The sequence below is a fragment of the Micromonospora sp. HK10 genome (genome assembly GCF_000982955.1).
Classification (GTDB): Bacteria; Actinomycetota; Actinomycetes; order Mycobacteriales; family Micromonosporaceae; genus Micromonospora.
This window is the reverse complement of record NZ_KQ058838.1, coordinates 1-24146: the sequence shown is the minus strand read 5'-3', so window position 1 is coordinate 24146 and position 24146 is coordinate 1. Positions and strand designations below refer to the sequence as shown.

Annotated in this window: 26 protein-coding genes and 1 tRNA gene; 14 read left to right on the top strand and 13 right to left on the bottom strand. The window is 73.5% G+C overall.

Going from position 1 to position 24146, the window contains the following annotated elements:
- Window positions 1-59: 59 nt before the first annotated feature.
- From LQ51_RS19525 to LQ51_RS19505, 5 genes are all read right to left on the bottom strand, one after another.
- Window positions 60-782, bottom strand: a complete 723-nt coding sequence (locus LQ51_RS19525) for a CDP-alcohol phosphatidyltransferase family protein (protein ID WP_046567763.1) — start codon at window positions 780-782, stop codon at window positions 60-62.
- Entirely contained in the window at window positions 757-1824 is a 1068-nt protein-coding gene (locus LQ51_RS19520) for an iron-containing alcohol dehydrogenase family protein (RefSeq protein WP_046567759.1), read from the bottom strand. The genes LQ51_RS19525 and LQ51_RS19520 overlap by 26 nt, the downstream gene beginning before the upstream one ends.
- The gene (locus LQ51_RS19515; RefSeq protein ID WP_046567757.1) at window positions 1812-2543 is read right to left on the bottom strand and encodes a phosphocholine cytidylyltransferase family protein; all 732 of its coding nucleotides are present in this window, start codon (window positions 2541-2543) and stop codon (window positions 1812-1814) included. The genes LQ51_RS19520 and LQ51_RS19515 overlap by 13 nt, the downstream gene beginning before the upstream one ends.
- An 81-nt stretch (window positions 2544-2624) precedes the next feature.
- Window positions 2625-3386 carry a hypothetical protein gene (locus LQ51_RS19510; RefSeq protein WP_046567755.1) on the bottom strand — a complete coding sequence of 254 codons (762 nt, stop codon included), beginning with the start codon at window positions 3384-3386 and terminating at the stop codon, window positions 2625-2627.
- Window positions 3383-3556: a hypothetical protein gene (locus LQ51_RS19505; protein WP_231605800.1), complete on the bottom strand. Its 174-nt coding sequence runs from the start codon at window positions 3554-3556 to the stop codon at window positions 3383-3385. The genes LQ51_RS19510 and LQ51_RS19505 overlap by 4 nt, the downstream gene beginning before the upstream one ends.
- Window positions 3557-3670: 114 nt before the next feature.
- On the opposite strand from LQ51_RS19505, the gene LQ51_RS19500 reads away from it, so the two are divergent.
- The 3 genes from LQ51_RS19500 to corA all read left to right on the top strand — a co-directional run bounded on the left by LQ51_RS19500 (window position 3671) and on the right by corA (window position 6939).
- Entirely contained in the window at window positions 3671-4063 is a 393-nt protein-coding gene (locus LQ51_RS19500; RefSeq protein ID WP_046567753.1) for a CBS domain-containing protein, read from the top strand.
- Window positions 4064-4336: 273 nt separating this feature from the next.
- A complete protein-coding gene (locus LQ51_RS19495; protein ID WP_046567750.1) occupies window positions 4337-5431 on the top strand; it encodes an aminotransferase-like domain-containing protein in 1095 nt (364 codons plus the stop codon).
- Between the two features lie 359 nt (window positions 5432-5790).
- Entirely contained in the window at window positions 5791-6939 is a 1149-nt protein-coding gene (gene corA, locus LQ51_RS19490) for a magnesium/cobalt transporter CorA (protein WP_046567749.1), read from the top strand.
- A 68-nt stretch (window positions 6940-7007) separates the two neighbouring features.
- Here corA and LQ51_RS19485 read toward each other — a convergent pair whose 3' ends face one another.
- Window positions 7008-7835, bottom strand: coding sequence for a hypothetical protein (locus LQ51_RS19485; RefSeq protein WP_046567747.1), 828 nt, complete (start codon window positions 7833-7835; stop codon window positions 7008-7010).
- Window positions 7836-7919: 84 nt separating this feature from the next.
- Between LQ51_RS19485 and LQ51_RS19480 the strand changes: the two genes are divergently transcribed.
- Window positions 7920-8450 (top strand): peptidylprolyl isomerase, encoded by a 531-nt coding sequence (locus LQ51_RS19480; RefSeq protein ID WP_046567745.1) that lies wholly within the window; start codon window positions 7920-7922, stop codon window positions 8448-8450.
- A 25-nt stretch (window positions 8451-8475) separates the two neighbouring features.
- Entirely contained in the window at window positions 8476-9420 is a 945-nt protein-coding gene (locus LQ51_RS19475; protein WP_046567742.1) for a rhomboid family intramembrane serine protease, read from the top strand.
- Between the two features lie 14 nt (window positions 9421-9434).
- Here the strand turns inward: LQ51_RS19475 and LQ51_RS19470 are convergent, their stop codons facing one another.
- Window positions 9435-9866, bottom strand: coding sequence for a PH domain-containing protein (locus LQ51_RS19470; RefSeq protein WP_046567804.1), 432 nt, complete (start codon window positions 9864-9866; stop codon window positions 9435-9437).
- A 411-nt stretch (window positions 9867-10277) separates the two neighbouring features.
- Here LQ51_RS19470 and LQ51_RS19465 point away from each other — a divergent pair, with 411 nt between their 5' ends.
- From LQ51_RS19465 to LQ51_RS19435, 7 genes are all read left to right on the top strand, one after another.
- Window positions 10278-11450, top strand: a complete 1173-nt coding sequence (locus LQ51_RS19465; protein ID WP_046567740.1) for a thiolase family protein — start codon at window positions 10278-10280, stop codon at window positions 11448-11450.
- A gap of 250 nt (window positions 11451-11700) precedes the next feature.
- Entirely contained in the window at window positions 11701-13323 is a 1623-nt protein-coding gene (locus tag LQ51_RS31395) for a glycoside hydrolase domain-containing protein (RefSeq protein ID WP_052744977.1), read from the top strand.
- Between the two features lie 139 nt (window positions 13324-13462).
- The gene (locus LQ51_RS19455) at window positions 13463-13975 is read left to right on the top strand and encodes a hypothetical protein (protein WP_046567738.1); all 513 of its coding nucleotides are present in this window, start codon (window positions 13463-13465) and stop codon (window positions 13973-13975) included.
- A 69-nt stretch (window positions 13976-14044) separates the two neighbouring features.
- Complete coding sequence (locus tag LQ51_RS19450; RefSeq protein ID WP_046567735.1) at window positions 14045-14737, top strand: response regulator transcription factor; 693 nt, start codon at window positions 14045-14047, stop codon at window positions 14735-14737.
- Window positions 14730-16178 carry a sensor histidine kinase gene (locus LQ51_RS19445; RefSeq protein ID WP_046567732.1) on the top strand — a complete coding sequence of 483 codons (1449 nt, stop codon included), beginning with the start codon at window positions 14730-14732 and terminating at the stop codon, window positions 16176-16178. Before LQ51_RS19450 ends, LQ51_RS19445 begins: the two co-directional genes overlap by 8 nt.
- Before the next feature lie 59 nt (window positions 16179-16237).
- On the top strand, window positions 16238-16837 hold the full coding sequence (locus LQ51_RS19440) for a hypothetical protein (protein WP_046567729.1): 600 nt from the start codon (window positions 16238-16240) through the stop codon (window positions 16835-16837).
- Between the two features lie 161 nt (window positions 16838-16998).
- The gene (locus tag LQ51_RS19435; RefSeq protein WP_046567727.1) at window positions 16999-17700 is read left to right on the top strand and encodes a glycosyltransferase family 2 protein; all 702 of its coding nucleotides are present in this window, start codon (window positions 16999-17001) and stop codon (window positions 17698-17700) included.
- A 16-nt stretch (window positions 17701-17716) separates the two neighbouring features.
- Here LQ51_RS19435 and LQ51_RS19430 read toward each other — a convergent pair whose 3' ends face one another.
- Complete coding sequence (locus LQ51_RS19430; RefSeq protein WP_046567725.1) at window positions 17717-18595, bottom strand: transketolase family protein; 879 nt, start codon at window positions 18593-18595, stop codon at window positions 17717-17719.
- A gap of 2 nt (window positions 18596-18597) precedes the next feature.
- On the bottom strand, window positions 18598-19290 hold the full coding sequence (locus LQ51_RS19425; protein WP_046567723.1) for a thiamine pyrophosphate-dependent enzyme: 693 nt from the start codon (window positions 19288-19290) through the stop codon (window positions 18598-18600).
- 46 nt (window positions 19291-19336) lie between these two features.
- Between LQ51_RS19425 and soxR the strand changes: the two genes are divergently transcribed.
- The gene (soxR, locus tag LQ51_RS19420) at window positions 19337-19789 is read left to right on the top strand and encodes a redox-sensitive transcriptional activator SoxR (RefSeq protein ID WP_046567721.1); all 453 of its coding nucleotides are present in this window, start codon (window positions 19337-19339) and stop codon (window positions 19787-19789) included.
- Between the two features lie 159 nt (window positions 19790-19948).
- On the opposite strand, the gene LQ51_RS19415 is transcribed toward soxR, so the two are convergent.
- Both LQ51_RS19415 and LQ51_RS19410 read right to left on the bottom strand, forming a co-directional pair.
- The gene (locus LQ51_RS19415; protein WP_046567719.1) at window positions 19949-20923 is read right to left on the bottom strand and encodes an NAD(P)H-quinone oxidoreductase; all 975 of its coding nucleotides are present in this window, start codon (window positions 20921-20923) and stop codon (window positions 19949-19951) included.
- A gap of 9 nt (window positions 20924-20932) precedes the next feature.
- Window positions 20933-21472, bottom strand: a complete 540-nt coding sequence (locus tag LQ51_RS19410) for an AAA family ATPase (protein ID WP_231605799.1) — start codon at window positions 21470-21472, stop codon at window positions 20933-20935.
- 98 nt (window positions 21473-21570) lie between these two features.
- Between LQ51_RS19410 and LQ51_RS19405 the strand changes: the two genes are divergently transcribed.
- A tRNA-Ser gene (locus LQ51_RS19405) sits at window positions 21571-21657 on the top strand.
- 21 nt (window positions 21658-21678) lie between these two features.
- Here the strand turns inward: LQ51_RS19405 and LQ51_RS31390 are convergent.
- Both LQ51_RS31390 and LQ51_RS19395 read right to left on the bottom strand, forming a co-directional pair.
- Window positions 21679-22917, bottom strand: a complete 1239-nt coding sequence (locus LQ51_RS31390; RefSeq protein ID WP_052744976.1) for an Imm1 family immunity protein — start codon at window positions 22915-22917, stop codon at window positions 21679-21681.
- Window positions 22918-23160: 243 nt separating this feature from the next.
- Window positions 23161-24146, bottom strand: a 986-nt coding sequence (locus LQ51_RS19395; protein WP_046567716.1) for a glycoside hydrolase family 11 protein, incomplete at its 5' end; no start/stop codon positions are given.

Here is a 24146-nt window from a genome sequence, read left to right as displayed (position 1 = left end):
CGAAGCCGGCGACGGCGCCGGGCCCACCCGCCCGGGCGAGGCGGCGGCGCGAGGCCAGGTCAGCGGAAGGACTCGCGGGCCGAGAAGGCGATGCTGGCCAGCAGGAAGCCGCCGTTGACCACCGTGAACGCCACGATCACCCAGAACACCAGGGCGGGGGCGAAGATCAGCACCAGCGCCGCCACGAAGATGACCGCGCCGTAGTCGCGGACCAGCTTCACCAGCCGGACCGGCAGCGACGTCGACGTGACCATGCTGGCCGCGTTCGGGCCGGACTGCATCACCGACGTCACCAGGTTGACCATCCAGGTGCCCGCGAAGAGGGCGACCAGCCAGGTCGGCGTCTCCGGGCGCTGCGCCACCGCCGTGGCTGACAGCGCCGCCACCAGGGCGATCTGGGCGGCCACGTCGCAGAGCACGTCGATCCGGGCGCCGGCCGCGCTGCGCTGACCGGTCACCCGGGCCAGCTGCCCGTCGGCGCAGTCCAGCGCGTACGCGAGCTGCCACGCGACCAGGGCGACCAGCCCGACCACCCAGGCCGGTACGGTGCCGGCGGCCACGTCGTCGGCGAGCGCCACCACGGTCACCGAAGCGGCCAGCCCCAGCACCAGGTTGGCCAGGGTCAGCGCGGTGGGGTGCAGCCCCAGGCGCTGGGCGACCAGCGCGAAGGCCGCCCCGATCCACTGGCTGATCGACTCGCTGAACAGGCCACCGCCCCGGTTGACCCGGTGGAAGTCGGCGACGGTGGGACGGGGCTCAGCCAAGGTGGTCGCGGAGGGCACCGGCGTAGTCTGCCAGCCGCCCCCGCGTCTCGGTAGCCGACAGCGCGAGGTGCTCGAGGATGGTGAAGCGGTCCGGCCGGGTTGTCGGCGCGAACTGCACGGCCTCGACGAACTGCTCGTCGGTCAACCCCAGCTCGGCGGGGGTGGTGGCCAGGCCGTGCCGGTGCAGGCAGCGGGCGAGCTGACCGAAGCGTTCCGTCTCGCCGCGCAGGAAGGTGCAGAAGAGGGCGCCGACGCCGACCTGCTCCCCGTGTGAGCCGGTGCCGGGGAAGAGCCGGTCGATCGCGTGCGAGATCTCGTGGTCGCCGCCACTGGCCGGCCGGGTCGACCCGCACACCGAACTCGCGATCCCGCCCAGGATCAGCGCCTCGGCCAGGGTGGTCAGGAAGCCGTCGTCGGTGATCTTGCCGGGGTGGTGGATCAGCGCCTCGGCGCCGGTCCGGGCCAGGGTGAGTGCCAGGCCGTCGATCGGCTCACCGCGGACCGCGTGGGCCAGCTCCCAGTCGGCACAGGCACTGAGGTTGCTCACCGCGTCACCGATCCCGGCCTGGGTCTGCCGGTCCGGGCCGCTCTCCACGAAGTCCAGGTCGACGATCACCGCGATCGGGATGTGTACGCCGTAGGAGCCCTTGCCGCCCTCATGGTCCAGGGACGCGGTCGGCGAGGCGATGCCGTCGTTGGCCAGGCTCGTCGCGACCGTGACCATGGGCAGGCCGTAGCGGGTGGCCGCGTACTTGGCAGTGTCGATGGTCCGGCCGCCCCCGATGCCCACCACGGCGTCGTACTGCCGGCGGCGCAGCTGGTCGCCGAGTTCGTTGGCGGCGTCGATGGTGCCGCCGGTGACCGTGAACACATCGGCCGCGCCGAGTGACGGCCGGCACAGCTCCACGATCTTCTCGCCCTGGCCGGGGCCGACCACCACCGCCACGTCCCCGCCGGCGGAGATCCGCCGGTCGGCCAGGAGCGGGCCCAGGTCGGCCACCGCGCCGCGCCGCACCTCGATGGAGAGCGGGGTGTTGACGGTCCGGGCTAGTAGCGGCACGCGATCTCCCGAGCCCGGGCGAGGTCGGCGTGGTTGTCCACCTCGACCCAGGCCACGTCGCCGATCGGCGCGGCCCGCACCTCGCCGCCCCGGTCGGCGAACTCCTGGTAGCCGTCCTCGTAGTAGAGGTTCGGGTCCCGCCGCCAGGTGGCCTCCAGGGCGTCGGCGAGCGCGTCGGCCACCTGCGGCTCGATCAGCGTGGCGCCGATGTACTCGCCGTACGCGTCGAGCGGGTCCATCTCCTTGGTGATCCGGGTGAGCTGGCCGGCCGCGTCGAAGGTGGTCTTCATCTCCTCCTCGGCCAGCGGCTTGATGTTGTCGACGGCCAGCAGGATGCCCGGCCCGCGCTCGGCCAGCAGGGTCTTCTCCACGCTCACCGGGTGCACGGTGTCGCCGTTGACCAGCAGCACGCCCCGGGCGAAGTGCTCCCGCGCCAGCCAGAGCGAGTAGGCGTTGTTCCACTCCTCGGCCTTGTCGTTGTGGACCAGGGTGAGGGTGACGCCGTACTTCTCCTCGAGCGCGGCCTGCCGCTCCCGGACCGCGTCGGCGGCGTAGCCGACCACGATCACGATCTCGGTGAGCCCGACCTCGGCGAGGTTGCGCAGCGCGATGTCGAGGATGGTGGTCTCCCCGTCCACCGGCACCAGGGCCTTGGGCAGGGTGTCGGTGTACGGGCGCAGCCGCCGCCCCGCACCGGCCGCGAGCACCATCCCGATCATGCCGGCTTCCTCCTCAGTGCTTCTGCTGGTCACCGGTGGAGGATACCGGCGGGTGGCGGGACGCCTTCGGGCATCCGTCGTTCAGCCGGGCAGGGCGGCCAGGTCGGCGAGCACCGCCAGCCGCTCCTCGGCGGTCAACACGGTGTACGGGCCGGCCGCCCGCCGGTCGGTCTCCAGCTCGATGGCCCGCCGCTCCGGCCCCGCCGGCAGCTCCACCACGCTGGCCGCGGTGTGCCCGGCCGCCGTCCACGCCGCCGCGTGCGCGTCCGCCCGGTGGTAGCGCATCGTGCCGAGCCGGTTGAGCAGCAGCACCCCGGGCGGGGTGCCGTCCGGCTCGTAGGGCGGGGCCATCGTGGTGAAGGCGCCGGGCCGGTCCCCGTCGGCCAGCCGGACGGCGTACGCCAGCACCCGGCCGAGCGCGGTCACGAGCCGCTCCACCCGGTCGTCGTGCCCCGCCCACAGCTCCTCGGTCACCTCGGCGTGCACCCCGGACAGCTCGCGGAGGAAGGCCAGGCCGCGCTCGGTGGCGCAGCAGCCGCCGTCCGGGACGCGCTGGAGCATCCCGTACGCGACCTGCTTGTCCAGCGCCCGTTGACAGGCGGCCGGGTCCCGGTAGCGGGTCACCGCCGCGAAGCCGGGCCCGCCGACCGTCCCGCCCGGCACCGCCAGCCGGGTGCGGAACTCCACCAGGAAACCGGTCGCGGCCGGCCCGCCGTACCGGGAACTCAGCTCCGCGCCGCCGCCGTCCCGCCCGGCCAGCATGCCGGCGATGAAGGCCCGGTCGACCGCCGGGGCGAGCAGCCCCGCGAACCGGTGCGGCGGCAGCTCGACGTGCTCCCTCACCGACCGATCGGACGCAGCGCGGCGAAGCCGTCCTCGTCGACGTCCCGGTGCTCGACGATGTCCCGGCAGTCCGTAAGGATGCGCCGGTCGGGGGACCGGCGCTGGATGAAGCTGCGGCCGTCGTCGTCCACGATCAGCGCGCCGGCGCAGCGGAGAGGCTCGGTGGGCACGCCAACACGGTAGCGAGCGCGGACCGTTTTCGCCGATGCCCGGTCTTGTCCCGGTACGCATCGATGGCCCACCATGTCCGTACCGAGGCCACCGTCCCATAGGGGTGATGCGTGATGCAGGTTCGGGAAGCGATGTCCAGTGAGGTGCTCGTGGTCGGCCCGGAGCACACGCTCCGCCAGGCGGCCCGGATGATGTCGGCCCGCCGGGTCGGCTCGGCGGTGGTGATCGATCCGGATTCCGAAGGGATCGGGATCATGACCGAGCGGGACGTGCTCAACGCGATCGGCGCCGGGCTCGACCCGGACCAGGAACGCACCGGCGCCCATCTGACCTGGGACGCGGTCTACGCCGGTCCCGACTGGACGGTGGAGGAGGCGGCGGCGGCCATGGCCCGCGGCGGCTTCCGGCACCTGGTGGTGCTGGACGGACGGGAGGTGGCCGGGGTCATCTCGGTCCGCGACCTGATGCGGGTCTGGGCCCGGGAACACGCGCCCACGACGGTCTGAATCCAACGAGCGCGGCGGGGTCCGGCCTCGGCGGCGAGGTCGAATTCGACCGCCCCCGCAGGCTGGTGCCACGGCCGGCCGGGTTCCGCGCGCCCGGTGCGCGGTTCGCGCGTGTCTCGGCTCTCCGGCCGGCCGGGTTCCGCCCGCCCGGGACGCGGTTTGCGAGCGTGTCTCGGCTCTCCGGTCGGCCGGTCGGCCGGATCGACTGCCCGCATGTTGAACTTCGCGTGTATCTCGGCCGGACCGGACGGAGCAGGCCCTAGGCTCGTCCGCATGACCGCCGAGCAGTTGATCTCCTTCGCCCGTGGCGCTCCCTCGCTGGACATCGTCGATGTCGAGGGGCTCAAGGCCGCCGCCGTCCGCGCCTTCGACGCCGACCCAGCCGGGATCACGGCGTACGGCACCTCCGTCGGCTACCCGCCCCTGCGGAAGTGGATCGCGGAGAAGCACGGCGTCGAGGCCGATCAGGTGCTGATCACGAACGGCTCACTCCAGGCCGACGCCTTCCTCTTCGACCACCTGGTCCGCCGGGGCGACGCCGTGGTGGTCGAGCGCCCCACGTACGACCGGACACTGCTCAACCTCCAGCAGATGGGCGGCGAGATCCACGGCGTGACCGTCCAGCCGGACGGTCTGGACACCGCCGAGCTGCGCAAGCTGCTGGAGTCGGGAGTCCGGCCCCGGCTGGCCCACGTCATCCCGAACTACCAGAACCCGGCCGGCGTGACCCTCTCCCTGGAGAAGCGCCGGGAGCTGCTGGACCTGGCCGCCGAGTACAACTTCACGATCTTCGAGGACGACCCGTACGCGGACATCCGGTTCCGGGGCGAGCCGCTGCCGTCGATGCTGTCGATGGACAGCCGGGGCGTGGTCGTGCACGCCTCGAGCTTTACCAAGACGGTCTGCCCCGGGGTACGGGTCGGCTACCTGGTCGGTTCGGCGGAGCTGATCGCGGCGATCGCCAAGAAGGCCACCAGCCTCTACATCTCGCCCGGCATGGTCGCCCAGGCGATCGTGCACCAGTTCTGCGTCTCCGGGCAGATCGAGCAGTCGATCCACACCGTGCGGACCGCGCTGGGCGAGCGGGCCCGGCTGCTCGCCGAGGCGCTGCGTCGACACATTCCCGAGGCCCGGTTCGTGGAGCCGGACGGCGGCTACTTCCTCTGGGTGGAGCTGCCGGAGGACGTCGAGGTGGATCGGCTCGCTCCGGCGGCTGCCGAGCGCGGCGTGGCGGTGGTCAAGGGCAGCGACTTCGTGATCGACGGCGGCCGGCACGCGCTGCGGCTGGCGTACTCCGCGGTGACGGCGGACCGGATCGACGACGGTGTCCGGCGGCTGGCCGAGGCGATGGCCGCCGTCCGAGGCTGATTTTCTGTCAGGTTCCTGACAGAAGTCTGAAACCGGCCGGCCCGGGGCTGCCCTCGGGCCGGCCGGGGACCCACAATGCTGCGAGCGCCTCTCACTTTTCTTTGGTGGCCGATCCAGCGGCCGGGGACCGCAACCCTGCCCCCGCCCGGATCGACGGCGCGCCAGCATCACTCCCGCCCCCAAAGGGTGCCGGGTGGGTCGTGTCGCCCCTCACCCCCCTGACGCGGCCCGGCCCGCCCGGCGCCACCCACCCACCCTGCCGATGAGGGGTGAGCCAGGTCGCAGCCCCTCGTCCGGCGCTGCGGATCGTCCCGATCGGCGTAACCTGCAAGCCGCAGCATCGTGGGGAAGGGGGCGAGATGACCGACAGGTTGGCACGTGACCGCGCGGCCGGACAGGGCGGCGGCGGGGTGCTCCGGCCGCGGGCCTGGGCTGCCCCGGTCCGGGCGATGAGCCGCATCCTCAACGCCGACGGTTCTCCCCGCGACCCGGCCCCGACCCGGCCCGGCCGGAGCGGCATCGTCGACTGCGCCCTCTACGTCGACGGCGAGCGCCAGCAGGGCGACTGGCAGTACGCCGACGCGCTGGCGGCGGCCCGCCGAGAGAGCAACGCCTTCGTCTGGCTCGGCCTGCACGAGCCGGAGCTGGACGAGATGACCGAGATCGCCGCCAGCTACGGCCTGCACGAGCTGGCCGTGGAGGACGCGGTCAAGGCCCAGCAGCGCCCCAAGCTGGAACACTTCGGCGAGGTGGCGTTCCTGGTGCTGCGGACGGCCCGCTACTGCGAGCACACCGAGCTGACCGAGAACTCCGAGGTGGTGGAGACCGGGCAGGTGATGCTCTTCATCGGACCGGACTTCCTGGTCAGCGTCCGGCACGGGGACGCCTGCCGGCTGTCGGCGGTCCGGGCCGACCTGGAGGCCAAGCGGGACCTGCTGCGTACCGGCCCGTGGGCGGTGGCGTACGCGATCACCGACCGGGTGGTGGACCTCTACCTGGAGGTCGCCGACCGGCTGGAGGACGACCTCGACGTGCTGGAGGCGGACGTCTTCGACCGGCAGGGCAGCGGACGGATCCAGCGCATCTACCAGATGAAGCGGGAGCTGGTCGAGTTCAAGCGGGCGGTGGTGCCGTTGCAGCGGCCGCTGCTCACCCTCACCTCGCAGGTCAACCGGGACGTGCCGAAGGAGGTGCGGCGCTACTTCCGGGACGTGCAGGACCACCTCAGCCGCACCGTCGAGCAGGTCAACTCGTACGACGATCTGCTCAACTCGATCCTCCAGGCCCGGCTGGCCCAGGTCACCGTCGACCAGAACAACGACATGCGCAAGATCGCCGCCTGGGCGGCGATCGGCGCGGTCTGGACCGCCATCGCCGGCATCTACGGGATGAACTTCAAGTACATGCCGGAGCTGGGCTGGACCTACGGCTATCCCGGGGTGTGGGCGCTGATGCTGGCCTCGTCCTTCACCCTCTACCGGCTGTTCCGCCGCAACGGCTGGCTCTGACCCGCCTGGCAGACGAAAAGCGCCGGCGACGCGGGACGTACCTGCGCGCCGGCGCTTTTCCGTCGGGGTCAGCGGCGACCGCTGGTCCGGGCGGCGTTCTTGCCGTTGCTCAGCGCCGTGGACACGTCGTCGGCCGGGCGGCCCGAGACGTCCCGGGCGCCCTCGGCGACCGAGGGGACCTTGTCGGTCGGCTGGATCACCGGCTGGCTGCTGGCGCGCGCGGTCGAGGCGCTGCCGCTGCCGGCCACCGCCGAGCTGCCCGCGCCGGTCGGGCCGGCCTGGGTGACCTTCGCGGTCGGGTCGGGCGTCTCCACCACGATGGTGTCGACGTCCTCGCGCATCGGCTCCAGCGTGCCGCCGGGGCTCGACTCGATCCGGCCGGTCGGGTCGTACTCGGACCATTCCCGCTGCTCGCGGGCGCGGCGCAGGGCCATCGCGCCGGCCAGGCCGGCGACCGTGCCGGCGGCCAGCAGGCCGGCCATCATCCCGCGCGAGCGCTTCTGCTTCTTCCTGGCGGCCTTCATGTTCTTCGCCTTCGCCTTCTTGCTCAGCTCGACCTGCTTGGCGGCGGCGGCCTTCCGCCCCTTGATCGCCTTGCCCGCTGCCCCGGCCTGCGCGCCGCGCGCCGCCAGGACCAGCGGCGCGACCGCCGCGACCGTCGAGGCGAGCCCGCTCGACGCCCGGTCCCGGAGCACGGTCGCGGTGGGCGCGACGGCAACCCGGGCTGCCTGGACCCGCGGGCCGACCGAGGCGCCGGCACCCTTCGCCGCGTGCGTCGCGGCCTGCCTCAGGTGACCGATGCCCTGGTTCAGCTCCGCCTTCGCGAGCTGCCCCTGGGTCCTACGCCGCCCGATTCCAAACACGGTCCCACCTCCTGGGAGTTCTTCCTCCGACATCCTCCACCTTCGGATGCCTCCGCATGGCCAGATCGGGCACATGGGAGGATCCGCATGGAACTGACCAACGAGTGAGGAGTACCCGTGGCCGAGGCTGTCTACGCCACCTTGCACACCAACGCTGGCCCGATCCGGCTGGAGCTCTTCCCGAACCACGCGCCGAAGACCGTCCGCAACTTCGTCGAGCTGGCCGAGGGCACCCGCGAATACATCGACCCGCGCACCGGCCAGCCGGGCAACGGGCCGTACTACGACGGCACCATCTCGCACCGCGTGATCAGCGGCTTCATGGTTCAGATGGGCGACCCGACCGGCACCGGCCGCGGTGGGCCGGGCTACAAGTTCGCCGACGAGTTCCACCCCGAGCTGCGCTTCGACCGGCCGTACCTGCTGGCGATGGCGAACGCCGGGCCGGGCACCAACGGCTCGCAGTTCTTCATCACGGTGTCGCCGACCCCGCACCTGAACAACCGGCACACCATCTTCGGCCAGGTCGCCGACGAGCAGTCGGCGAAGGTCGTGGACTCGATCGCGAACACCCCGACCGGCCCGAGCGACCGGCCGCTGCAGGACGTGGTCATCGAGCGGGTCGAGATCGAGCGCCAGCAGTCCTGAGCGGTACGCGGGTACCTTTGCTCGCATGACTGAGCGCTCCGGGCAGCCAGGCGACGCCACCGGGGGCCCGGGGCCGACCACTCCGGTCTGCTACCGGCACCCTGATCGGGAGACCTACGTCCGGTGCACCCGCTGTGACCGGCCGATCTGCCCGGAGTGCATGCGGGACGCCTCCGTCGGGCACCAGTGCCCGGAGTGCGTGAGCGAGGGACGCCGCAGCGTGCGGCCGGCGCGTACCGCCTTCGGTGGCGGTGCCGCCGGCCGCGAGGGCTACGTCACCAAGGCGCTGATCGCGCTGAACGTGCTGGTGATGATCCTCTCCATCGTCTCGGACCGGGGCGGTGACGCGGCCGCCGGGGGCGGCTTCGGCGGGCTGGCCGGCGGGGACACCCCGCTGACCCGGTGGGGCGGGGTGCTGGGCTACGCCTCGTACGTCGCCTTCGGCGAGCCGCACGGCGTCGCCGCCGGTGAGTGGTACCGGCTGGTGACCGCGATGTTCCTGCACTACGGCCTGCTGCACCTGCTGCTGAACATGTGGGCGCTCTGGGTGCTCGGCCGGACGCTGGAGGCGGTGCTCGGGCCGCTGCGCTTCCTCGCGCTCTATCTGGTCGCCGGGATCGGCGGCAACGTCGCCGCCTACCTGTTCAGCCCGCCGAACACCAGCACGGTCGGGGCGTCGACCGCCATCTTCGGCCTCTTCGCCGCGATCTTCGTGATCATGCGCCGGCTCGGCCGGGACACCTCGGCCATCGTGCCGATCCTCGTGATCAACCTGATCTTCACGTTCACCGTGCCGGGCATCTCGGTCGCCGGTCACCTCGGCGGCCTGGTCGTCGGCGCGCTGATGGCCCTGGTCCTGGCGTACGCGCCACGGATGCGGCGCGGCCTGTTCCAGGCGGCCGGCGGCGCGGTGCTGGTGCTGGCGCTGCTCGGCCTGGTCCTGGTCCGCACGGGCATGCTCACCGGCTGACCGCCCCGCCCCGGTCAGGAGGCGGCGGCCCGGACGGCGTGCAGCGCCTCGGCGACCTCCTCCGGCGGGGCGTCCAGGTCGTACCGGCCGAACAGGTGCAGCGACTCCCCGGCGTCGATCTCCAGCGTCTCGGCGCTCAGGCCGCGCCGGGTCCGCCGCTCCACCCGGATCGCCTCGACGGCCGACCAGGGCAGCAGCCGCCGGCCCGCGAAGCCCCGGATCACCGTGACACCGTCGGCGTCGGCGGCGAGCCGGACCGGCGCCACCACGTCCCGGGCCGCCCAGCCGAGCAGCACCACCGCGGTCAGGACGGCGAGCACCAGCGGGACCGGGTCGTCGCCGGTGAAGAGCAGGCCCAGGGCGACCAGGACGAGCGCGCCGGCCGATTTGACGGCGGGCAGGACCGGCGGCACCCGCCACTGGCGGGCCGGGGGCGACGGTGGCATCACCGCCCCAGCATGCCAGCCGCCCGCCGCCGCCTCCCGGTCGACGGTGTGCCGCAGGTCGTGGTCTTCCGCCGGCCGGGCAACCACGACTGGCGGCAGGCCGTTGCCTCCCCGCCGCCCGAAAGACCACGACTGGCGGCAGGCTGTTGCCTCCGCGCCGCCCGAAAGACCACGACTGGCGGCAGGCTGTTGCCTCCGCGCCGCCCGAAGCAACGATTCGCCGCAACCCGAGCCGCCCGCCGACCGACGCCGGCCGTGGGACGCCGGCCGTGGGACGCCGGCCGTGGGACGCCGGCCGTGGGGCGCCGGCCGACGGACGCCGGCCATGGAGGGCCGGCCGCGACCGGGGGGAGGACGGCGGCGGGCGTACGACGTAGGATCGGGGACAGCCCAAGTTACCGGGGAGTAAACATGAGTGACGCGGTCATCGTCGGTGCGGTACGGACCCCGGTCGGGCGGCGCAAGGGCAGCCTCGCCGGCGTGCATCCGGTCGACCTCTCGGCGCACGTGCTCCGGGCGCTGGCCGAGCGGACCGGGATCGACCCCGAGCAGGTCGACGACGTCATCTGGGGCTGCGTGTCGCAGGTCGGCGAGCAGTCGTGGAACGTCGCCCGCAACGCCGTGCTGGCCGCCGGCTGGCCCGAGTCGGTCCCCGGCACCACCCTCGACCGGCAGTGCGGGTCGAGCCAGCAGGCGCTGCACTTCGCCGCGGCCACGGTCCTCTCCGGGCAGGCCGACCTGGTGGTCGCCGGCGGGGTCGAGTCGATGACCCGGGTGCCGATGGGCTCCAGCGTCGCCGGCGGCATGCCGTTCAGCCCCGCCATCCTGGAGCGCTACCGGGGTGTCGAGGGGGTCGCGGCGGACAGCGCGCTCCCGTTCAACCAGGGCGTCGGCGCCGAGCTGATCGCCCGGCGCTGGCGGTTCTCGCGTACCCAGCTCGACGAGTTCGCGCTGGCCAGCCACGAGAAGGCGGCCGCCGCGCAGGACGCCGGGGCGTTCGACCCGGAGCTGGCCCCGGTGGCGCTCGCCGACGGCGGCAAGTTCACCGCCGACGAGGGCATCCGCCGGGACACCTCGCTGGCCAAGCTCGGCGAGCTGGCCACCCCGTTCCAGGCCGACGGCGTGGTCACCGCCGGCTCCGCGTCGCAGATCTCCGACGGCGCCGCCGCGCTCGCGGTGACCACCAGCGAGTGGGCCAGCCGGCACGGCCTGCGCCCGCTGGCCCGGGTGCACACCGCCGTGGTCGCCGCCGACGACCCGGTCACCATGCTCACCGCCCCCATCCCGGCCACCGCGAAGGCGCTGCGCCGCGCGGGGCTGGGCATCGAGGAGATCGGCGTATACGAGGTGAACGAGGCGTTCGCCCCGGTGCCGCTGGCCTGGCTGGCCGAGACCGAGGCGGACCCGGAGCGGCTGAATCCGCGGGGCGGGGCGATCGCGCTCGGCCATCCGCTCGGCGGGTCCGGCGCCCGGATCATGACCACGATGCTCCAGCACATGCGGGACAACGGCATCCGCTACGGCCTGCAGACCATGTGCGAGGGCGGCGGGATGGCCAACGCGACCATCGTCGAGCTGCTCTGAGCCTCCCCGGGCCCCGCACCGGCGGCCCGCATCGGCGGCCCGGCCCGGCCGGTGACGCCGGCCCGTCCACCGGGGACTCCTCCGTGCCGCCGGGGTGGTCCGTCCGGGCCGTCCGCTGTGCTGAGTGGACGACCAATTCCCGCAGGTCTCGACACCGTCGGCGGGTGACGGCAGAATCAGGCCGCCGGCGATGAGCCTGGACTGGTCGATGTGTCCGCCCGCCGGCTTTCGTGCCGACGAACGGGGACTCATGATTCTGCGCTCTGGCCGGGCGATATCGCGCACCACCGCGAGGCGGCTCGGTGCCGCCCTGACCACCGGGCTGCTGGGGGCCGCGACGCTGCTCGCCGCCTCCGGCACGACCGTCCCACCGCCGATGACCCCGGTCGCGGCCACCTACGGCCCCCAACCCGGTGCCTTCACCGGATACGGGTTCGACGCCTGCACCGCCCCGTCCAGCGCGGCGATGCAGGCCTGGCTGGCGTCGCCGTACCGGGCCGTCGGGATCTACTTCGGCGGGGTCAGCCGCGGCTGCGCCCAGCCGAACCTCACGCCGCAGTGGGTCGCCACCCAACTCGCCGCCGGGTGGCGGCTCATCCCGCTCTACGTCGGCCTGCAGGCGCCCTGCACGGCGTTCCCGCACCGGATGTCCGCCGACCCGGCGCTGGCGGCGGGGCAGGGGCGCGCCGAGGCCGACGACGCCGCGCTTCAGGCGCGCAGCCTCGGGCTGGAGACCGGCAGCGTGCTGATCGTCGACGTCGAGTCGTACCCGACCAGTGATCCGGCCTGCGTCCAGGCGGTCAACTCGTACGTCAGCGCGTACAGCGCGCGGCTGCACGACCACGGCTACTTCTCCGGCTTCTACAGCAGCCTCTCCACCGGCGTGGCACAGCAGGTGGCGGCGTACCGCACGGCCGGGCACGTGCCGCCGGACTACCTGGACTTCGCGAAGTGGGACGGCGTGGCGACGGTCTCGGACCCGGCCATTCCGGCCGACTACTGGGCGCCGAAGCGGCGGATGAAGCAGTACCAGGGCGACCACTACGAGACCTGGGGCGAGGTCCAGATCAACATCGATTCCAACTACCTCGACATGGCGCCGCTGCCCGCCATCCGGGACTTCACCAGCGACGGCTTCTCCGACCTGATCTACCGGGACAGCCGCACCGGGACGCTCTACCTGCAACCGGGTAACGGCGGCGGGCTCGCCCCCCGGATCTCGCTCGGCGGCGGCTGGCTCGCCATGGACGAGATCATCCGGGTGGGGAACTTCGACCGGTCCGGCGGCGAGGACATCATCGCGCGGGAGAGCGCCACCGGCTACCTCTGGCTCTACCCGGGCACCGGCACCGGCGGCCTCGGGCCGCGCGTCCGGATCGGTAGCGGTTTCACCAGCGCCTACCGCCAGTTCGCCCCGATCGGCGACTACAACCGGGACGGCTACCCGGACATGGTGGTCGCGAACACCAACGGGTCGCTCTACCTCTACCCCGGCCGGGGCACCGGCTTCGGTACGCGGATCCTGCTGGGCTCCAGCGGCTGGAACGGCATGGACGAACTGACCGGTGGTTCGGACATCAACGGGGACGGGTACGTCGACCTGCTGGCGCGGCAGACCCGCACCGGCGACCTCTACCGCTACACGGTGACGACGGCCGGGCAGCTGGCGGCCGGGGTGAAGGTGGGCAGCGGCTGGACCGGCCGGCACGACCTCGTCTCCATCGGTGACTTCGACCGGGACGGCCGGGCGGACCTGGTGGCGGTGGACACCGCCACCATCCTCATCAACCGTTACCCCTGGTCGGGTAGCACGTTCTCCGGCCCGATCCCGCTCATCAAGGCGACCTCCCGGTCGCAGCAGTTGCTGTTGTGAGGTCTCGGGTCGGGCCGGCGACGCCGGCCCGACCCGAGCCGACGCGACCGTCGCACCCGGGGTGCGACGCACCGGGTGGAAGTTCCAGAAATTGCCGGTGACCCATATCACCCCAGCTCAATTGCTCGTTGCATCTTGCATGGACGTGTTCTCCCGAACGTTCCTTCCGGCCGCCGCCGAGACCGGCCTGGCGGCCCAGACCGTGAGTCGGCACATGCCGATCTTCCGCCGGTGCGTCGGCTCCGGCGACGCGACCATCCTGGTCACCCGGTGCAGCCGCCCCGACCACCCGATCGGCGGCGAGTACCTCATGCTGCTCACCCACCGCCGGCTGGTGGTGACCCGGCAGACCCGGGTCCTGCACCGGCTGCGCCTGCACCTCAACACCGAACTGCGCGAGCTGAGCAACGTCACCTGGAGCCCGGACGCCCGGTCGCAGTGCGTGGAGCTGGCGGCCACCGCGATCGACGGCATGCGCGAGCGGTTCCTCATCCGTACCCACCACCCGAAGCAGGTCTGGCAGCTCGACGCGCTGCTCAACCACGCCTTCCGGACCCGGCTCCGGACGCCCGCGGAGCGGCTGGTGGCCACCATCGGCGAGCCGCCGGTCGGCACCCGGCCAGCCGTGTTGCGCCCCGCGTCGGTCCGCTGACCGGCTCCTTACCGAACCCGAACATTCCGCGGGCCGTCCCGGCGGCCACCGGTCGGTAATCATGGGCCGGTGACCGCCGACACCCCCCCGCGCGGGCTCGTCCTCGTGGTGGAGGACGAGCCGGCCATCGCCGACCTGGTCCGGCTCTATCTGACCCGGGACGGCTTCGGCGTACACCTGGAACGGGACGGCACCGCCGGCCTGGCCGCCGCGCGGCGGCTGCGCCCGGTGGCCTGCGTGCTCGACATCGCGCTGCCCGGCCTGGCCGGCACCGAGGTCTGCCGCCGGCTGCGCGCCGACGGCGACTGGACGCCGGTCATCTTCCTCACCGCCCGCGACGACGAGGTCGACCGGATCGTCGGCCTGGAACTGGGCGCGGACGACTACGTGACCAAGCCGTTCAGCCCGCGCGAGCTGGTCGCCCGGGTACGCGCGGTGCTGCGCCGCACGGCCAACCCGCCGGCCGGCGCCGAGCAGCCCCGGGTGGTCGGCGCGGTGACCCTCGACCCGGCCCGCCGGACGGTCACCGCCGCCGGCGCCCCGGTCCAGCTCACCTCGACGGAGTTCGACCTGCTCGCGCATCTGATGGCCCGGCCCGGCCGGGTCTTCACCCGGGAGGAGCTGCTGGCCGGTGTCTGGGGGTACGCCGCCCACGCCGGCACCCGGACCGTCGACGTGCACGTGGCCCAGGTCCGGGCCAAGCTCGGCCCGGCCAGCGTGATCCGCACCCACCGCGGCGTCGGGTACGCGGCCGATGCCTGACCAGCCCACCGTCGCGCTGCCGGTCATCGGGGCCCGGCCGGCCCCGACCCGGCCGCCCGCGCGCCTCGCGCACACCCTGACCGCCCGCGCGGTGCTGGTCACCTGCGCGGTGGCGCTGGTGTCGGTGCTGGTCACCGCGCTGGTCGCGGTCCCCTTGGCGGCCCGCGGCGCGGAGCGGCGTGACCAGGCGGCGCTGGCCGCGCAGGCCCGGCTCGCCGCCGACGTGCTCCGCGTCCGGGCGGCCCGCCAGCGGGACACCGTCGGCGACCGGCTCATCCGCCAGCTCCGCCAGCAGGACATCGAGGTGTACGTCATCCGGGCCGGCCAGGTCGACCGGGCCGGTCTGCCCCGGCCGGTGGTGGCCCGGGTGGCCGCCGGCGGCAACGTCTCCGGCCGCCGGCTCGTCGCCGGGCACCGGGCCCTGGTGGAGGGGCGGGCGCTGCCCGGCGGGGACGGCGTGGTGCTCACCCGGGCCACCAGCAGCGGCCCGTGGCGGCAGGTGCTGCGCGGCCTCTGGCTGCCGCTGCTGGCCGGGCTCGCCGCCGGGGTGGCCGCCGGGCTGCTGCTGGCCCGCCGGCTGGCCCGACCGATCCGGACCGCCGCGCACGCCGCCGCCCGGCTGCGCGCCGGGGACCGCGCGGTGCGGGTGCCGGTCGAACCGCCCGACGAGGTGGCGGACCTGGCGTACGCGCTGAACGGGCTGGCCGCCGCGCTGGCCACCAGCGAGGGACGGCAACGGGAGTTCCTGCTCTCGGTCTCGCACGAGCTGCGCACCCCGCTCACCGCGATCCGTGGCTACGCCGAGGCGCTCGCCGACGGGGTGCTCGACGCGGACGCGGTGCCGGCCACCGGCCGGACCGTGCTGGCCGAGGCCGAACACCTGGACCGGCTGGTCAGCGACCTGCTGGCGTTGGCCCGGCTGGAGGCCGCCGACTTCCCGCTGGACCCGGGACCGGTGGACCTGGCCCGGCTCGCGGCCGACGCCGAACGGACCTGGTCGGACCGGTGCGCGGCGGTCGGCGTGCCGTTCCGGGTGGAGGCACCGGCGGGTCCGGTGCCCGCGTACACCGATCCGGGCCGGATCCGGCAGGTGGTGGACGGGCTGCTGGAGAACGCGCTGCGGGTCGTACCCCCGGGGGCGCCGGTCGTGCTCGCGGTCCGGCCGGCCGGCGCGGACCCGGCGACCGGCGGGGTCGTCGAGGTCCGCGACGGCGGGCCCGGCTTCACCGACGACGACCTGGCGGTGGCGTTCGAGCGCGGGGCCCTGCACCAGCGGTACCGGGGGGTGCGCAAGGTGGGCAGCGGGCTGGGCCTGGCGCTCGCCGCCGGGCTGGTCCGCCGGCTCGGCGGGGAGATCACCGCCGGGCACGCGCCGGAGGGCGGGGCCGCCTTCACCGTCCGGCTGCCCGGCGATCCTTACCTGACCCGAACATCGGCCTGACGCTCCGCTCGCGCGGGCGGGGGATGCTGGGCGCACCAGGGACGAAGAGAGGACCACCGATGGCACGTCAGCGAATCGTCACCGGCGCCACCGCCCTGCTCGCGGCGGCCGCGCTCGGCCTCGCCGGCTGCGGCCCGGCCCAGGTCGCCCAGGACTCCGCGAAGGAGACGGCCGTCGAGGTGGCCGCCGCCCTGGGCGCGGACGGTCAGGCCCTCGCCGCGCTGGGCCTGGACGCCGGCGACCTGGACGTGGACCCGGTCGCCGCGCCGGCCCCCTCCGGTTCGCCCGGCGAGCAGGCCGGCGCGGACCGCAAGGCCGACCGGGGGCAGGAGTGGCGCAAGCGGCACCGGGCCCGGGTGCTGCTGCGCAAGAACACCCTGCACGGCGAGGTGGTGGTGCAGGCCAAGGAGGGCGGTACGAAGACCGTGGCGGTGCAGCGCGGCCAGGTGACCGCCGTGGACGACCGGTCGATGACCGTGAAGTCCGCCGACGGCTTCACGATGACCTGGACGTTCGGTGACAAGCTGCGGGTGGTGGAGCGGCGGGCCACGCTGCGGTCCAGCGACATCAAGGTGGGCACCACGGTCGGCGTGGCGGGCGCCCGGGAGGGCGACGGTGGGGTCGCCCGACTGGTCGTGGTCCCGCTCAGGCAACGCTGAGTCACGCCGCGCGGCGGCCGTCCCGGCGGGGCGGCCGCGCCGGCCGTCGTGCGGCGCCGATCGGGCGTCTTCGCACAGCTCAACGTCGCTGCTCGCGCCCTCCGGGGAAGCCACCAGGTTACGCTAGGGCCGATTTGCCCGTCCTTACCTGGAGAACCCGTGTGAAGCTCTCGATCCTCATGCCGGTCTACAACGAGGAAGAACGCATCGCCGACGCCCTGAAGCAGGCGCTGGCGGTCGACTACCCGTGTGAGATCGAGCTCGTTGTGGTCGACGACGGCAGCCGGGACGGCACCGCCGAGGTGCTCGGCCGGGTGGACGACGCGCGGCTGCGGGTCATCACCCACCCCCGCAACGCGGGCAAGGGCGCGGCGATCAGGACCGCCGTCGCCAACGCCGAGGGCGACTACATGGTCATCCTCGATGCCGACCTCGAGTACGACCCGCAGGACATCCCGAAGCTGCTCGAACCGGTGCTCGACGGGCGGGCCAGCGTGGTCTACGGCAACCGCACCTTCGGCAGCCACAGCGCCTACAGCTTCTGGTACGTGATCGGCAACAAGGGCGTCACCACGGTGGCGAACGTGCTCTACAACTCCTACATCGGCGACCTGGAGACCTGCTTCAAGCTGATGCCGCTCGAGCTGTACCGCTCGCTCGGGGTACGGTCCCGCGGCTTCGGCATGGAGGCCGAGGTCACCGGCAAGCTGCTGCGCCGGCGGATCCGCCCCTACGAGGTGCCGATCAGCTACCGCGCCCGGGGCCGCGAGGAGGGTAAGAAGATCACCTGGAAGGACGGCGTCGAGGCGGTCTGGATCCTGGCCCGGGAGCGGACCCGGCGCCGCCCGGCGAACAGCCGCTGACGCCGCCCTTCCCGCCTCACACGGACAGGAACGCGTCGATCGAGCGGCGCAGCCCGGCGGCGTCCAGGCCGTGCCAGCGGGTGTGGTCCGCCGCGGTGCCGTAGCGGCGCAGCTCGCTGCGGCCCACGCCGAGCGCGAGCAGCCGGTGCGGCCGGTCGGCCAACGCGGCGCCGACCATCCGCGCCGAGGTGCCGGCCAGGTACGGCTCGACGAGGATCACCTCGCCGCCCGCGAGGGCCCGCAGCCCGGCGGTGTCGAACGGGCGCGGCCGGTGGGTGTACGCCACGGTGACCGCCCGGTCGGCGACGGCGGCGACCGCCTCGTCCAGCAGCGGACCGACCACCACGAGCAGCGGCGCGCCCGGGCCGGCGTCGCGCACCACCCGCAGGTCGCCCGCGTCCGGGTGCGGCTGCCCGTTGCTCTCCGTGGAGAGGCGCAGGTACGCCGAGCCCTCGCCGCACACGGCGTCCCGCAGCAGGCCGGGCACCTCGTCCCGGTGCCCGGGCACGTGCACCGTCCAGTCCCGCAGGGTGTCGATCAGCGCCACGTCGGCCGGCGCCAGGTGGGTGCGTCCCGCCGCCGCCCGGTCGTACGACGCCCCGACGCTGACCAGCACCGCCCCGACCCCCTGGTGGTCGAGGTCCAGCTTGATCTGCTCGTACGCCCGCTCGACGAGGAACGGCGCGTAGCTGTGCACGATCGGGCGCAGCCCGGTCAACGCCAGCCCGCCCGCCACGCCCACCATGAGCTGCTCCCGGATGCCGACGTTGAGCACCCGGTCGGGGTGCCGCGCGGCGGCCGGGGCGAACGCGGCGGCGGAGATGTCGGCCAGCACGATCGCGGTACGCGGATCGTCCAGGAACCCGGTGGCGGTGGTCACGAAGGTGTCGCGCATGGTCACTTCCCGTCGGTGACGACCGCGACGACGACGTGCGGCCGGTGGTGGTCGTGCCCGGTGAGGGCGGTGTGCAGGGCGTCGTGGTCGCGGCCGTCAACGGTCGCGGCGCTCCATCCGTTGACGGTGAACCGGCTGGCGGCGCCGCCCGGCCAGCCGTGGCTCGCCGACCGGTTGTCCAGCACGATCGCGGTGAGGTTGCCGAGCCCGGTGGCGCCGGCGTACGCGATCGCCTCGTGGTTGGATCCCTCGTCGAGTTCGGCGTCGCCGAGCAGCACGTACACCCGGGGGTCGGGTCGGCCCTGGGCGCGCAGGCCGAGCGCGGTGCCGACGGCCAGGCCGAGACCGTGGCCGAGCGACCCGGAGCCGATCTCCACGCCGGGGACCAGCGTCCGGTCCGGGTGGTCGCCGAGGCGGCTGTCCGGGCCGCCCTGGTCGTCCAGCCACTCGACCGGCAGGAAACCCTTCGCGGCGAGCAGCGCGTAGTAGCCGGCGACCGCGTGCCCCTTGGAGAGCAGGAACCGGTCCCGGTCCGGGTCGTCGACGGTCTCCGGGGTGATCCGGAGCACCCGGTCGTAGAGCACCTGGAGCACGTCCAGCGTCGAGTAGACGTTCGCGCCGAACTCGCGCCCGGCGCGGACCCGGTCGAGCAGCGCGGCCAGCGTGGCCGGGTCGGTGGCGGTGGTCGTCGTCATGCGGCTAGCCTCGGACTTCAAGTTCACTTCAACTCAAGGCCCTGTGATGTACGAAGCACTCACCATCGGACAGCTCTCCGCGCGCAGCGGGGTGGCCGCCTCCGCCCTGCGCTACTACGAGCGGCTGGGGCTGATCCGGGCCGAGCGCACCGGCGGCAACCAGCGCCGGTACGCCCGCACCGAGCTGCGCCGGGTGGCGTTCATCCGGATCTCCCAGCAGGTCGGGGTCTCGCTGGAGGAGATCCGCGAGGCGCTGGACTCGCTGCCGTCGTCGCGTACGCCCACCCCGGACGACTGGGCGGCGCTGTCCCGGGCCTGGCGGGACCGGCTCGACGAGCGGATCCGGCTGCTCGGCAAGCTCCGTGACGACCTGGACGGCTGCATCGGCTGCGGCTGCCTGTCGTTGCAGCGCTGCACCCTCTACAACCCGGGCGACGCGCTGGCCGCCGAGGGCCCCGGCGCCCGCCTGATGCTGCCCCGCCCGCCCGAGCCGGCTTGACCTCCCCGGCTTGACCTCCCCGGCTTGACCTCCCCGGCTTGGCCTCCTCGGCTTTGGCCTCCTCGGCTTTGGCCTCCCCGGCCTTGGCCGCTCCGGCTCGGCCTTCTCGGCCTGGCCTGCCCCGCCGGGCCGAGCCGGCGGGGGACGCGGCCTGGCCGGTCAGCGGACCAGCAGCACCTTGCCCAGGTGGTCGCTGGACTCCACCAGCCGGTGCGCGTCGGCGGCGTCGGCCATCTTCGCCCGCGCGTGGACCACCGGCCGGATCTTCCCCGCCTCGACCAGCGGCCACACCTGCTCCCGGACGCCCCGGACGATCTCCGCCTTCTCCGCGACCGGCCGGGACCGCAGCGCGGTCGCGTGCACCGAGGCGCGCTTCGTCAGCAGCATGCCCAGGTCCAGTTCGCCCTTGCGGCCGCCCTGCATGCCGATCACCACGAGCCGCCCGCCGGTGGCCAGCGCCGCCACGTTACGCGGCAGGTACGCCCCGCCGATGATGTCCAGGATCACGTCCGCGCCCCGACCACCGGTGACCCGGGAGACCTCCTCGACGAAGTCCTGCCCCTGGTAGTCGATGGTGTGCGCGGCGCCCAGCTCGCGCAGCCGCTCGTGCTTCCCGGCGCGCGCGGTCGCCACCACGGTCGCGCCGAGCGCCGCACCGAGCTGGACGGCGAAGGTGCCGATCCCGCTGCCGCCGCCGTGGACCAGCAGCGTCTCGCCCTCGGCGAGCCGGGCCAGCTGCACCACGTTCGACCAGACCGTGCAGGCCACCTCCGGCAGCGCCGCGGCGTCGACCAGGTCCACCCCGGCCGGCACCGGCAGCAACTGCCCGGCCGGCACGGCCACCCGCTCCGCGTACCCGCCACCCGCCAGCAGCGCGCAGACCTCGTCGCCGACGGTCCAGCCGGTCACCTCGGGGCCGACCGCCGCCACCACGCCCGAGCACTCCAGCCCGGGGTACGCCGGCGCGCCCGGCGGCGGCGGGTACTGCCCCTGGCGTTGCAGCAGGTCGGCCCGGTTGACCCCGCTGGCCCGCACCTCGACCACCACCTCGCCCGGGCCGGGCTCCGGGTCGGGCACCGCCGCCCAGACGAGAGCGTCGGGTCCACCGGGTTTCGGAATGGTGATCGCGTGCATAGTCCAGTCTTACCCGATCCTTCCCGCCGTCCACGCCCGAGCCATGATCTCGTCCACCGTTTCCGCCGGGGTCTGTGCGGAACTGTCCAGCCACAGCCCCATCCGGGGAGTGTCGGCGCGGAACGCGGCGTCCAGGTCGGCCACCGGCCAGTCGCCGTACCCCTGCTTGGGGCGGTCCCGCTCGCGGGCGGCGACCACGCCGGCGGTGGGCGCGAGCACCACCACGGCCAGCGGCCGGTGCCGGATCCGGTCGACCATGGCCGGCAGCTCGGCGCCGAGCACCACGTCCTGGAGGACGACGGTGAAGCCGGCCGCCGCGTACCGGTCGGCGGCGGACGCCGCGAGGTCGTAGCGGAGCCGGAGCTGGCGCCACGCCTGGGCGTCCGGCTGCGCGGTCATCGCCGCCCGGCCGGTGACGATCATGCGGCGGAACACGTCGCCGCGCAGGTGCACGGCGCGGGGCAGCCGCCGGGCCAGCAGTTCGGCCACAGTGGACTTGCCGGCCGCCATGATTCCGCTGATCAGCACCACCGACGGGGTTTCCCACACGGCCGCCATCCTGACATCAGGGGTGGGAGTGCGGCGCGGGGATTTAGCCGTCCGTGGCAGACTAGGCACGGTCACGTACCCCGGTGGGGGCGTGGCAGGGAGGGTTCGCCTAGTGGCCGATGGCGCTGGTCTTGAAAACCGGTAAGGCAGCGATGTCTTCGTGGGTTCGAATCCCACACCCTCCGCCCCACGGCGGTCCCGCCCCGCTACGGCTTCTCGACCCACTGGACGCTGGTGGGCCGCCGGCCGGTACCCAGGAACTCGTGCGCCGCCCGGCGGGCCTGATCGGCGGTGAGGGCGGGCGGCTCGTCGCCCGACTCGGTGAACCACGGGTCGGCGTACGCGTGCTCGGCGTCCGCGGCGGTCTGGCCCGACGGGGCGCCCGCCGGCACCGGACCCCAGCTGATCATGATGTCCTCGTCATCCTCCCACATCAGCTCGGACTGGTCGCCGGCCAGGTTGACGAACAGGCTGGGCACCTCACCCGCCACGGTCAGCGTGACGCCGGTGGGCGGTACCCGGTCCAGGACGGCGTCGAGGTCAGCGGCGCTGTCGACGCGGGTGGGGGTGCCGTCGATCCAGGCCTGCAGCGGTGCGTTCATCGGATTCCCTCCGGGTCTGCCCAGCCAGTCCGGCAGCGCGGTGAGCTGGTTGCCGGCCAGGTCGAGCCGGGTGAGAGCGGTCAGGTTGCCCAGCGATGCGGGCAGTGCGCTGAGCCGGTTGGCGGTCAGGAGCAGGTGGGTGAGGGCGGTCAGCCTGCCCAGCGAGTCCGGCAGCGCGGTGAGCTGGTTGCCGGTCAGGTCGAGCCGGGTGAGGGCGGTGAGGTCGCCCAGCCGGTCCGGTAGCGCGGTGAGCTGGTTGCCGGCCAGGTCGAGCCAGGTGAGGGCGGTCAGCCTGCCCAGCCAGTCCGGCAGCGTGGTGAGCTGGTTGCCGGAGAGGCCGAGCCGGGTGAGGGCGGTGAGGTCACCCAGGGACTCCGGCAGGGTGGTGAGCCGGTTGCCGCCGACGAACAGGTCGGTGAGGGCGGCCAGCGCCCCCAGCGACTCCGGTAGCGCCGCGAGCCGGTTGCCCGGCACGAACAGCTCGGTGAGGTCGCTCAACCCGGTCAGCGACTCGGGCAGCGCGGTGAGCCGGTTGCCGGTCAGGTCGAGCCGGGTCAGGGCGGTGAGGTCGCCCAGCCGGTCCGGCAGCTCGGTGAGCTGGTTGGCGGTCAGGTTGAGCCGGGTGAGCGCGGTCAGGCCGGTCAGCCAGTCCGGCAGCTCGGTGAGCCGGTTACCGGCCAGGTTGAGCTGGGTGAGGGCGGTCAGCTCACGCAGCGGATCCGGCAGGGCCGCCAGCATGAGCCCACTCAGGTCCAACGAGGACGCGCCACTGCGGCCCGCCGCCTCGACCCGCTCCGCACCGGTACGCCGCGCGGCCGCGAGCTGCTCCTCGAACGTGTCCAATCCCACTACCCCCGTTTGCCATGATCACTTATACCGACGCTTCTCGATCAACACAACGTCCCGCTGCGGACGCCGCCGGATGGCCGCCCGTCGAGGCCCGGTGACCGCGACCGGGTACGCCGGGCCGGCGCGTCGGCGAGCCCAGACGCGGCGCGACGGTGGGACCTTGTCCCGGCGCGCGCCCCGCCGAGGGCAGCAGAACGCCCCCTGGCCAGCGGGAATGCCGGCCAGGGGGCGGTGCCGTCAGCTGCTGCAGGCGGCGCCGTTGAGGGTGAATCCGCTCGGTGCGGCGGTGTTGCCCGAGTGGGTGGCCTGGAAGCCGATCGTGGTCGACCCGCCCGGTGGGATGCTGCCGTTGTAGTTCACGTTCGTCGCGGTCACCTGGCCGCTGCTCGGCGAGTACGAGGCGTTCCAGCCCGAGGTGATGTTCTGCCCGGACGCCAGGTTGAACCGCAGCGACCAACCGTTGATGGCGGACGAGCCGGTGTTCGTGATGGTGATGTTGTCGGTCAGCCCGTTGTTCCACGCGTTCAGCGCGTTGCTCACCCGGCAGGCGCCGCCGCCCTGGTTCGGGGGCGGGCTGGTGGTGGTCGGCGGCGGGCTGGTGGTCGTGGGCGGCGGGGTCGTTGGGTTGGATCCCTCGCTCACCGTGATGCTGGAGCTGCCGCTGCTCTGGTAGCCCTCGGTGGCCATGATCTGGTAGTCGTGGGTGCCGAGGTTCAGGCCGTGGCTGGCCCAGGCGTTGAAGTGGTTGGCGGTGGTGATGGTGCCGCTGTTGCGGTGTGACTGCCGCACGCTCCAGTACTGGTAGAACGTCGCGGTGCCGTCGATGGAGGGCTGGTTGACCCGCTGGGTGCGGTAGATGTCGTAGGTGCTGCCGTCGGTGGTGACCGAACCCAGCCGGGTGGCGCCGGTGCTGGGGTTGAAGCTGCCGAAGTTCTCGACGATGTAGTACTCGATCAGCGGGTTGCGGGTCCAGCCGTAGAGGGCCAGGTAGCCGTTGCCGTTCGGGCTGAAGTTGCCCGAGTAGTTCACGGTGTGGTTGGACCCGGGCTTCCAGCCCTTGCCGACCACCATGTTGTTCATGTTGCTCCACTGGACGCTGTAGCTGCCGCCGGCGCCCAGCGTCATGGTGACGTTGCCGTTGTCCTTCCAGTAGGAGAAGAAGTAGCCGTTGTGGGTGCCGGTGGTGTTCGAGGTGACGGTGCGGTCGGCCTCGGCGTGCGCGA

Coding starts and splice junctions, on each gene's coding strand:
- LQ51_RS19415 (WP_046567719.1), bottom strand. CDS start 20,923: ATGCACGCGATCACCATTCCGAAACCCGGTGGACCCGACGCTCTCGTC.
- LQ51_RS19485 (WP_046567747.1), bottom strand. CDS start 7,835: ATGTCGGAGGAAGAACTCCCAGGAGGTGGGACCGTGTTTGGAATCGGG.
- LQ51_RS19440 (WP_046567729.1), top strand. CDS start 16,238: ATGGCACGTCAGCGAATCGTCACCGGCGCCACCGCCCTGCTCGCGGCG.
- LQ51_RS19455 (WP_046567738.1), top strand. CDS start 13,463: ATGGACGTGTTCTCCCGAACGTTCCTTCCGGCCGCCGCCGAGACCGGC.
- soxR (WP_046567721.1), top strand. CDS start 19,337: ATGTACGAAGCACTCACCATCGGACAGCTCTCCGCGCGCAGCGGGGTG.
- LQ51_RS19465 (WP_046567740.1), top strand. CDS start 10,278: ATGAGTGACGCGGTCATCGTCGGTGCGGTACGGACCCCGGTCGGGCGG.
- LQ51_RS19425 (WP_046567723.1), bottom strand. CDS start 19,290: ATGACGACGACCACCGCCACCGACCCGGCCACGCTGGCCGCGCTGCTC.
- LQ51_RS19495 (WP_046567750.1), top strand. CDS start 4,337: ATGACCGCCGAGCAGTTGATCTCCTTCGCCCGTGGCGCTCCCTCGCTG.
- LQ51_RS19475 (WP_046567742.1), top strand. CDS start 8,476: ATGACTGAGCGCTCCGGGCAGCCAGGCGACGCCACCGGGGGCCCGGGG.
- LQ51_RS31395 (WP_052744977.1), top strand. CDS start 11,701: ATGATTCTGCGCTCTGGCCGGGCGATATCGCGCACCACCGCGAGGCGG.
- LQ51_RS19500 (WP_046567753.1), top strand. CDS start 3,671: ATGCAGGTTCGGGAAGCGATGTCCAGTGAGGTGCTCGTGGTCGGCCCG.
- LQ51_RS19430 (WP_046567725.1), bottom strand. CDS start 18,595: ATGCGCGACACCTTCGTGACCACCGCCACCGGGTTCCTGGACGATCCG.
- LQ51_RS19515 (WP_046567757.1), bottom strand. CDS start 2,543: ATGATCGGGATGGTGCTCGCGGCCGGTGCGGGGCGGCGGCTGCGCCCG.
- LQ51_RS19445 (WP_046567732.1), top strand. CDS start 14,730: ATGCCTGACCAGCCCACCGTCGCGCTGCCGGTCATCGGGGCCCGGCCG.
- LQ51_RS19470 (WP_046567804.1), bottom strand. CDS start 9,866: ATGCCACCGTCGCCCCCGGCCCGCCAGTGGCGGGTGCCGCCGGTCCTG.
- corA (WP_046567749.1), top strand. CDS start 5,791: ATGACCGACAGGTTGGCACGTGACCGCGCGGCCGGACAGGGCGGCGGC.